Origin of the sequence: Acinetobacter minutum (assembly GCF_035916735.1) — a bacterium.
Taxonomy (GTDB): domain Bacteria; phylum Pseudomonadota; class Gammaproteobacteria; order Pseudomonadales; family Moraxellaceae; genus Acinetobacter.
Genome location: NZ_JAQIHG010000046.1, coordinates 1 through 9743 on the forward strand (window position 1 = coordinate 1; position 9743 = coordinate 9743).

The following is a 9743-nucleotide window of genomic DNA, read 5'->3' on the forward strand; positions in this document are numbered from 1 at the left end:
AATCAACAGGGTTTTCGGTCTCTAAGTACTTTTTAAAGGGAACATCATCGACTCAAATCTCTATTTGCAACAGTGCCCGAAAAACCCTGGCAGGATGCCAGGGTTTTTTCATTTCTCGTCTATTTAACTTAAATCAGACCCGGGTGAGCATCCAGAATACGGATTAACGTCGCTGCAGGGCCAGTCGGATAACGCCGGCCTTGTTCCCAGTTTTGCAGGGTTCTCGCGCTGATATGCAAACGTGCAGCAAATTCAGCTTGGGTTAAGCCTGTTTTTTCACGTACTTCCTTAATATCTGGCAGTTCAAGCTCTGTGACTCGACTTGCCTTTATCTCATTACGTTTGATGGCCCCAGCTTCTTTGATTGAAGCAACCAGATCATCAAATAAGTTGTTATCCATGAAATTGCTCCTTTACTAATTGACGCAGGATCGAGGTTTCTTTATCTGTCAGATTATCTTTCACAGACTTTGGATAAGCCACCAGAAAAAAGATCTGATCATCTTCTGTGACCCAATAATAGATCACGCGGATACCACCACTTTTTCCTTTATTGCCTTGAGCACAACGTACTTTACGAATTCCTCCACCATTCTTGATTAAGTCACCCTTATCAGGCTGTATCAGGAGATCTTGCTGGAGCTGACGATACTCTTCATCACTCACAAGCTCTTTGATTTGCTTGGTAAAGATACTGGTTTCAATGAATAACATAGATTTGGATACGTCAATGGCGTATAAAAATTTTAGCAGTTTTAAAACAAAAAAACGAGAGCTAGAGACTCTATGTAAACCCTAAATAGAAATGTCCGCTTGTAGAATCTGTTTTTGAGTAATAAAGTTAAATACTAAGTAATAAACAATAATACTTGGTAATAAAGTTTCATCCCAATTTTCAAAAAAAGAAAATATATTCATTATTTTCAGTATATTGAAATATTGGTATGAAACTTTTTTATTTTAATAGAATTATACTTAGATTAGTTTTTGCGTATAGTATGATACTTTAATAAATATCATTTAAATTTAATATCAATAAAATAAAACACTTACACACAACATAGTATGACACTTTATTGCTTTCATATATAAAATTGGCAATTCATTCAAAAAACAGTAACTCGGATTATTAAAAGTCTTGTTATCCAAAAAATGAATAATATAAGGAAAATAAGGTGAATATCATTCAAGCCTGCTTATTCATCTGGAAATAATATTACTGAATAAGTTTTGATGGACTGGTTTGTGTAACCGAACCATTATAATATGCCTTTATGTCTGTATTTGATAAGGAATAAAGCCAATGCAAAAAAAATGGCTCATTATTGCTGTAATTGTGTGTGTACTTATCGGGGGGGCTGTATGGGTCAATATGCAAAGTTTGAAAAAATTACCTTCGGGTTTTGAGGGGAGTAATGGGCGATTGGAACTACAGCGACTTGATGTCGCCTCTTTGTATCCAGGCCGGGTGATTGATATTAAGGTACAAGAAGGTGATCTGGTTAAAAAAGATGAAGTATTAGTGGTTTTGTCAGCTGAGCAAAGTCACAGTTTGGTTGAAGGTGCACAAGCCAGTAAACAGCGTGCAGAAGAAGCAGTACATCAGGCCGAAGCTGAGATTGCAGCAAGACAACAGCAGTTAAAGGTTGCACAACTCGAGCTGGATAATGCGCTACAGCTGAAAAAGGAGGATTTGATTTCTGTGGTAGAAGTGCAACGCCGTCAAGCAGCACGGGATGGCGAGGCAGCTGCGGTTAAAGCAACCCAGGCAGCACGGGAGTCAGCAATTGCTGCGGTTAATCAGGCTCAGGCACAAATGAATATCGCATCTTCGGCCAATAAGGATATGTTCATCCGCGCACCACAGACTGGTCGGGTAGAGTATCGTATTGCGGAACTGGGCAATGTTGTTGGGCCTGGCAGTAAAGTCATCACTTTACTTGATCCTAGTGATGTGACTTTATCAATTTTTCTTCCTACAGATACCGTTGGAAAATTAAAGCTGGGTGATGATGCCATAGTTGTGCTTGACGGGATTGATGCAGTTTGGCCTGCAAAAATTACATTTATTGCCAGCAATACACAATTTACCCCTAAATATGTGGAAACAGCCAATGAACGCGAAAAACTTATGTATAAGGTAAAATTGCGTATTCCCCAACAAATTAGCTTGCAGTATCAAGGGGTGTTAAAAGGTGGCTTAACTGGTAATGGTTATGTCCGTACCAATCCACAAGAGGCATGGCCAGTACAATGGCAGGCCAAATTACCGCAATTACAGCAAAACGCCAGAACACAATAAAATTGAATAGGCAGTTCGCCATGACGGATGTAAAACAGCAAGAAAACACTGTAACTGCTGTATCGTTACAGGGCGTTTCTCATACTTATGGGCAGGTTCGAGCATTAAATAATATTCATCTGTCGATTCCCAAATCTGTTACAGTCGGGTTGATTGGACCTGATGGTGTTGGAAAATCAACATTATTATCCCTTATTGCCGGGGTGAAGGTGATCCAAAGCGGGCAGGTTTTGATTTTTGATCAGGATATTTCACAAAAAAAAATCCAGAAACATTTGTCACAGCGTATCGCTTTTATGCCCCAAGGTTTGGGGCACAATTTATATCCCACATTGTCTGTCTATGAAAATGTAGATTTTCATGCGAGCCTTTTTGGTTTGGATACCCGTGCCCGAAAACAGCGAATCCAGCGATTATTACAGGCAACAGGATTAGATCCTTTTGTGAATCGTCCGGCTGGTAAATTATCTGGCGGCATGAAACAAAAGCTGAGTTTATGCTGTGCTTTAGTCCATAATCCGCAATTATTAATTCTAGATGAGCCGACGACAGGTGTTGATCCTTTATCAAGACGGCAATTCTGGAATCTGGTTGATGATTTACGCGCTGAAAATACGGAAATGACGGTGATTGTTTCAACCGCTTACATTGACGAAGCGCAACGCTTTGAATATTTATTGGCGATGGATGATGGACAGTTAATTGCCAATGCAACAACGCAGGAAGTGTTACAGCAGACCCAGAGTCAAACACTCGAAGAAGCTTATGTGAAGCTGCTGCCAGAAAATAAACGTGGAACGGGCGTGTTACACGTGACGCCATTTGTTGCAGATCCAGATTCTCCTCCGGCAATTGAAGCACATGATTTGACCAGGCAATTTGGTGATTTTATTGCAGTAGATCATGTTAACGTTACGATTGCACGCGGTGAAATTTTTGGTTTTTTAGGCTCAAATGGATGTGGCAAATCCACCACCATGAAAATGCTAACAGGCTTGCTGGATATCAGTTCAGGCACGGCAAAACTGCTAGGAAAAGAAATTAATGCAGGAGACATGGCAACCCGAATGAAAGTGGGTTATATGTCACAGGCATTTTCATTATATGAAGAATTAACGGTACGTCAGAATCTGGAACTACATGCAAAATTGTACAGGCTCACAGGGAATGATGCTAAAAATGCAGTGCAAAGTGCATTGCAGCAGTTTGATCTGCAAAAAGAAGCCGATACTCAGCCCGCCGCTTTGCCTTTAGGTATTCGGCAACGCTTACAGTTAGCAGCAGCATGTTTACATCATCCGGAAGTATTGATTCTGGATGAGCCTACTTCTGGCGTCGATCCAGCTGCACGAGATATGTTCTGGCAGCATCTCATAAAATTATCGCGACAGGATCGTATTACGATATTTGTTTCGACGCATTTTATGAATGAAGCTGAACGTTGTGACCGTATTTCATTTATGCACCGTGGACGGGTTCTGGCAGTAGGGACACCGCAGGCATTGTGTCAGGCGCAACACACAGATGAACTCGAGCAGGCATTTATTATTTATCTGGAGCAAGCATCAGGTGAAGCTGAACACCCTGTTCAGCATCACACCGATCAAGAGCAAGAGAGTTTAAGAAGTGAAGCCCGCCAGAACCAGACACTTTTTTATAGATTAATGGCCTGGTTTGCCATGGTCTGGACATTTGCTGTCAGGGAAGGCAAAGAGTTATGGCGTGATCCGATTCGAATGTTTTTTGCGATTCTTGGCCCGATCATTCTCATGATGACAGCATCCTATAGCGTTTCTTTTGATGTTAAAAATGTCAAACTCGCAATTCTGGATCGTGATCAAAGTGTGGAAAGTCGGGCCTTAACGGAATATTTTACGGCTTCGCGATATTTTACGCTGGAAAAATATATTGGTTCCGAGGCTGAAATTGATCCTGTGTTAAGAACATCTACAGCCAGGTTGGTGATTGATATTCCACCTGATTTTGGTCGAGATCTGATGCGTGGAAATAAACCGGAAGTCGGCTTCTATGTAGATGGTTCCATGCCATTTACTGCGGAAAATATTAAGGGTTTTATTCTTGGCATGATGAGTAATTACGGGACAGATAAAATAACGGCCATGGGGCTGCCGATAGAGGTCAAATCTGCGGTCTCGATACAGCCAAGATTTGTCTATAATCAGGATTTCAAAAGTATTTATGCTTTTACACCTGGAATGATCATGATGGCGATGATGTTGATTCCCGCCATGATGACCGCCCTCGGTGTGGTGCGAGAGCGGGAAATCGGCTCAATTACCAACTTGTATACGTCTCCGGCATCAGTCCGACAGTTTTTAATTGGTAAACAGTTACCTTATATCGCTTTGGCGATGTGCAGTTATTTCAGTCTGGTCTGGCTTGCCGTTGTGGTGCTGGATGTCCCTGTTTCAGGAAGTTTCTGGGCCATGACATTAGGGGCACTCTTACTGGTTTGTGCCGCGACAGCTTTTGGTTTATTGATTTCGAGTCTGGTCAAAACGCAGGTTGCGGCGATTTTTGCATCGGCGATTTTTACCTTAATTCCCGCATTGAATTTTTCAGGGTTACTTTATCCATTATCTACATTAACGGGCGTAAATTATTGGATCGGTTGGGGATTTCCAACTGCATGGTATCAATTGATCAGTCTGGGGAGTTTTACCAAGGGTTTGGGTTTTCAGGATTTTGTCCAATATTATGTAATGTTGACGCTATTTTGCATCCTATATGTATTGCTGGCAGGTTTGTTCTTAAAGAAACAGGAGCAATAGCATGTGGCAATGGATGAAAAATGTCTGGTTTTTAAGCCGGAAAGAACTGCGCAGTTTGCTAGGTGATTATACGTTAATGGTCTTGATTGTGGTGGTCCTTTCGGTGGCTGTTTATACGGTTTCTACAGGAATTACCACGGAAGTCCGTCATTCATCAATTGCCATTCTCGATGCCGACCATTCGCAGTTATCGTATCAAATACGGGATGCCTTACAGCAGCCATATTTTAAAACGCCAGTACTGGAACAACGGGAAAATATCGACCAGCAGATGAATCAGGGCGGATATGTTTTTGTGATTGACATTCCTGCCAATTTTGAAAAAGATGTGGTCGCAGGTCGTGCCCCTGAAATTCAGGTTTTGGCGGATGCAACCTCAGTTACACAGGCCGGTATTGGTCTAGTCTATCTTCAACAAATCATTTCACAGCAAGTCAGTCAATTTTTAAAACAGCCTTCTTCAGAAAGTTTACTCCCGGTGAAGCCTGTCCTGAATGTCATGTATAACCCGAATGGCGAATCACATTGGTATCTCAGTGTTGTGCAGATTATTGCCAATATTACCCTGCTGGCCATGGTGCTGGTTGGTGCGGCAATTATCCGCGAGCGTGAACATGGAACCATTGAGCATTTATTGGTGATGCCAGTTTCTGCCAGTGAAATTGCTATGGCCAAAATTCTGACCAATGGATTGGTGATTACCGTAGCTGCTTTACTGTCCTTATGGCTTGTCGTAAATCACTGGTTGCAGGTACCCATTAATGGTTCTGTGACTTTATTTACCTTGGGAACAGTGATTTATTTGTTTTCGGTATCGGCACTGGGAATCTGGTTGGCAACGCTTGCTCCCACAATGCCACAATTTGGCTTGCTATGTTTGCCGGTATATGTGGTCACACGGTTATTGTCCGGTTCGGAGTCGCCACTGGAAAGTATGCCTGAAGTCATGCAATGGTTGACGCAGATTTCACCCGTCACACAATATGTTCAGTTCGGACAGTTTGTTTTATTCCGGAATGCCGGTATTGATAGTGTGTGGGATAAATTACTGATTATGATGCTGATGGGGATTGTATTTCTGGCATTGGCACTTGGGCGTTTTCGTCATATGTTGGCACGGCAAGGTTAAACCAGGGGGATAAAAATGAATAAATGGCTGTATGTGAGTTTGTTAACGGGGTTAATTTTAAGTGGCTGTGCCAAAGATCAAGTCCAAGTAGAGTCCCAGGTTATGCTGCCTTTACAATTTGATCAGACCGATATGGCAAAAGGATCGGCAGAAATTGCACAATGGTGGCAAAACTGGAATGATCCTGTGCTAAACCGATTGATTGAACAGGGACTGACAACCAATCACGAGTTAAAGGTAGCACTGGAAAATTTACAGGCTGCACGTTCTACCACACAATTAGCAGAAGCCGACCTCAAGCCCGCCTTAGGGGCCAATGCAGGGGTTAGTGCTCATCAATTCCAGCTAGACAATCCGTTAAATTCAGATGTGAAAAACGTTTTATCTCAACTCGGGTCATCACTGGGCGATGATAATTTCAATTTTAGTGGACATGCGCAGCACATGGGCTTTATTGCGAGCTGGGAACTCGATATTTTTGGACAGAAAAAAAGTGATGTAGATGCTGCCCGATATGCCAGTCTGGCGACCATGCAGCAATGGTATGGCGCTCAAATGCTGGTTGCTAGTGATATTGCCCAGAATTACTTTACCGTTCGCAGTTTACAGCAACGCATCAAAATTGGTGATCATACGGTTGCGACGTTACAGCAGTTAAAACGGTATGCTCAGGGGAGATTTAGAGCTGGCCAGATTACCGATTATGATGTTAAAGATGTAGATGCCAAACTTACAGCAGTACAAGCACAATTAGCCACTCTACAGGCACAGGCCGATGCGTATCAGCGTAATATCGCGGTATTGACCGGCCAAGTGCCACAAGGATTTAAACTCGCAGCAAGCCCACAAAATATCTTGCAGCATATTCCAGCCCCCCCGCAAGGACAGCGGCCGTTGCAAATCCTGAATCGCCGTCCAGATATACAGGCCAAACAGGCGGTGGTACAAGCATATAGTGCCAAACGGGCCAGTGCACAGGCAGATTTATTACCGCGTTTTAATATGCAGTTTTTTTGGCAAACCGGGCAATTGAGTCTGGATAGCGATTTACCAGATTTAAAAGGTTATGGTGGTTTGGTGAGTGCAGGGATGACTTTGCCAATTTTTACAGCCGGACGTATTCATCATAATATTGAAATAAGTGATCATCGTTTGCAGGCTGCTCTGGCCGATTATGATCATGCTGTATTAAAAGCACTTGCTGAAGTAGACAGTAGTTATCAGCTTCAATTTGCGTTAAGTCGTCAAAATCTTTTATTGGCACAGGCACTGCATAAAGCCAATCAACAAGCCAAAGATGCCAGTACATTGTATCGTTATGGCCAAATGACGCTGGATCGTGCACTTAGTGCACGTTTAACCGCAAATGAGCTTGCAGATAAACAGGTTCAGGGAAAGCTGGCGCAGGCACAAAATCTACTGGATCTGTATAAAACACTTGGCGGGGGGTGGCAATCCACCCAGTCTGACTGAATAAAGTGCTTTAATTGCTCTATTCATCTTCTACCCAGGTAGAAATTTAAATTTTGATGGTTTGGAAAAATTCAGCTTTTGAATATTTGTGTAATAAAGCCCTTGTTTTTACAAGGGCTTTATTTATCCAATGGTTTGAGCAGTCAGGTTGTAGCACTGCTACGTCATGAGATTGTTTATATCTAAAAGCATCATGTGAAAATTATTCTGATTGTGTTTTTGAGTAATAAAGTTAAATACTAAGTAATAAACAATAATACTTGGTAATAAAGTTTCATCCCAATTTTCAAAAAAAGAAAATATATTCATTATTTTCAGTATATTGAAATATTGGTATGAAACTTTTTTATTTTAATAGAATTATACTTAGATTAGTTTTTGCGTATAGTATGATACTTTAATAAATATCATTTAAATTTAATATCAATAAAATAAAACACTTACACACAACATAGTATGACACTTTATTGCTTTCATATAATAGCTAAAGTATGAGGACGACCTGATTTCTTTTTGAGTGATTCTGCTTTTTCTAAAACCTCTACCATTTCGGTAAAAACTGGTCGAGGTACGCCAACCAAGCGTTTAAATTCAGAATCTGAAAAACGGTTTAAGTTCTGATATCTCATGAAACTTAGATTGAGGTGGTTTTGACTTTCGCAAGAGGTCTATTATAGAACTTGTTATTAACGGTGCCGTCCGCATTTCTGTAATTAGGATGCTCACCGATTAAAATATATTCATAGTGCTCATTATTCCCAACACCTTTATCAAATAATGCATTTGGTGCACCTCTATCAAATTCTATTGATGGTAATACATTGCCATTTTTTCCTGTATCATTTCCGATGGCACGTTTAACAATCGCAATTCCACCCTCACCATTTTGAATGCCATTAAAAGCCTCATAAACTGAAGCTTTATTTGCATATACATTAATATCATGCCAGCGTATCTTTTTTAGATATTTCGTTACCTGAACGAGTCACTAGATCTTTTGGTGCAGCGTCTGGGGTAGCCTCTGCACAATTAGTATTATGAACCCATAATCCTCTTTTAGTAATAAAATAAGTGTGATGATCTGCAACTTCAAAATTATAAACTTTTAATGTGAAATTTTCTTTCAAAACATGAATTTCATGATTATCAACCATAAATGGACTAGATGAGTTTTCTCCAAGTACCCCACATAGCCCTAGATCGGAGTATTCAAATAAATCAAAATATTCAACATCTTCAATCTCAAAACCTTTTTTATCAGCATCAAATAAATTACGTGGATGGTAACTACCAGCAACATTAGGTTTACTTGTTTTTCGTAACGGATTAACCATGAAGACTAAAGCAAGTATTTTAGGATCATTAGTTTCTATAATTTGCCCATTTTTTAATTCATCTAACCTTGTCCATCCTACTCCTTTAACCCAAAATGGATGATTTGGTGTTGCCATAGTACTAAACATTTTCCCTTTACGAGAAATTTGTAATAATTTTATTCTTGTTAATTTAGAAATATCTGTATCTGCACTAATTTCAAAATAACTTAACTCCCAAATTTCTTTATTGTCATAAGAAACAGTTCTTACAACAGGTTTATAGCAAATTTCTCCTTCTCCATTCTCTGGCTTAGACAGTACCATATCTCCGGTCTTAATATCTTGGATAGAGACTAGTCCTTTATCAGTCATTACTCGTGTCCCTGCGGGGAAACATCCTCCTTGCTCTACAGTGGAGCGCATTTCTCGAGCACCATTGGTTTCCATATCTTGGGCAAGTTGATACAGCAAATCATCCTCTATACCATCAAAATGACGGAGTGTCATTATTATTGCCAGTAGCACCATCAGTTACCTTATAAATTAAAGATTGGGCAAAAGTATCTACAGCTGCAAAACTAATTGATTCAGCTGCCATTGCACGCAAACCAGTACCATATCTATTCTCAGCCAAAGTTCCAACTCTTGCGCCAAGGCACTGTTGCAAATAGAGATTTGAGTCGATGATGTTCCCTTTAAAAAGTACTTAGAGACCGAAAACCCTGTTGATT

Annotated in this window: 7 protein-coding genes; 4 read left to right on the plus strand and 3 right to left on the minus strand. The window is 40.6% G+C overall.

Annotated features, from left to right (window positions below; translation table 11 throughout):
• Positions 1–128: 128 nt before the first annotated feature.
• Together nadS and PAE54_RS11900 are read right to left on the minus strand one after the other, a co-directional pair.
• Entirely contained in the window at positions 129–401 is a 273-nt protein-coding gene (nadS, locus tag PAE54_RS11895) for a NadS family protein (RefSeq protein ID WP_000369782.1), read from the minus strand.
• Positions 394–714: a type II toxin-antitoxin system RelE/ParE family toxin gene (locus tag PAE54_RS11900; RefSeq protein ID WP_272330591.1), complete on the minus strand. Its 321-nt coding sequence runs from the start codon at positions 712–714 to the stop codon at positions 394–396. The genes nadS and PAE54_RS11900 overlap by 8 nt, the downstream gene beginning before the upstream one ends.
• A 589-nt stretch (positions 715–1303) precedes the next feature.
• Between PAE54_RS11900 and PAE54_RS11905 the strand changes: the two genes are divergently transcribed.
• The 4 genes from PAE54_RS11905 to PAE54_RS11920 are packed head-to-tail and all read left to right on the plus strand — an operon-like array spanning position 1304 to position 7696.
• Entirely contained in the window at positions 1304–2302 is a 999-nt protein-coding gene (locus PAE54_RS11905) for an HlyD family secretion protein (protein ID WP_004871259.1), read from the plus strand.
• Between the two features lie 20 nt (positions 2303–2322).
• A complete protein-coding gene (rbbA, locus tag PAE54_RS11910; RefSeq protein WP_326519595.1) occupies positions 2323–5094 on the plus strand; it encodes a ribosome-associated ATPase/putative transporter RbbA in 2772 nt (923 codons plus the stop codon).
• 1 nt (position 5095) lies between these two features.
• Entirely contained in the window at positions 5096–6223 is a 1128-nt protein-coding gene (locus tag PAE54_RS11915) for an ABC transporter permease (protein WP_130089823.1), read from the plus strand.
• A 15-nt stretch (positions 6224–6238) separates the two neighbouring features.
• Entirely contained in the window at positions 6239–7696 is a 1458-nt protein-coding gene (locus PAE54_RS11920) for an efflux transporter outer membrane subunit (RefSeq protein WP_130089824.1), read from the plus strand.
• A gap of 941 nt (positions 7697–8637) precedes the next feature.
• Here PAE54_RS11920 and PAE54_RS11930 read toward each other — a convergent pair.
• Positions 8638–9519 carry a polymorphic toxin-type HINT domain-containing protein gene (locus PAE54_RS11930; protein WP_326519596.1) on the minus strand — a complete coding sequence of 294 codons (882 nt, stop codon included), beginning with the start codon at positions 9517–9519 and terminating at the stop codon, positions 8638–8640.
• Between the last annotated feature and the right edge of the window lie 224 nt (positions 9520–9743).

Bases quoted from the DNA above. Each gene is read 5' to 3' on its own strand.
- nadS (WP_000369782.1), bottom strand. From the start codon at position 401: ATGGATAACAACTTATTTGATGATCTGGTTGCTTCAATCAAAGAAGCT.
- PAE54_RS11900 (WP_272330591.1), bottom strand. From the start codon at position 714: ATGTTATTCATTGAAACCAGTATCTTTACCAAGCAAATCAAAGAGCTT.
- PAE54_RS11905 (WP_004871259.1), top strand. From the start codon at position 1,304: ATGCAAAAAAAATGGCTCATTATTGCTGTAATTGTGTGTGTACTTATC.
- rbbA (WP_326519595.1), top strand. From the start codon at position 2,323: ATGACGGATGTAAAACAGCAAGAAAACACTGTAACTGCTGTATCGTTA.
- PAE54_RS11915 (WP_130089823.1), top strand. From the start codon at position 5,096: ATGTGGCAATGGATGAAAAATGTCTGGTTTTTAAGCCGGAAAGAACTG.
- PAE54_RS11920 (WP_130089824.1), top strand. From the start codon at position 6,239: ATGAATAAATGGCTGTATGTGAGTTTGTTAACGGGGTTAATTTTAAGT.
- PAE54_RS11930 (WP_326519596.1), bottom strand. From the start codon at position 9,519: ATGACACTCCGTCATTTTGATGGTATAGAGGATGATTTGCTGTATCAA.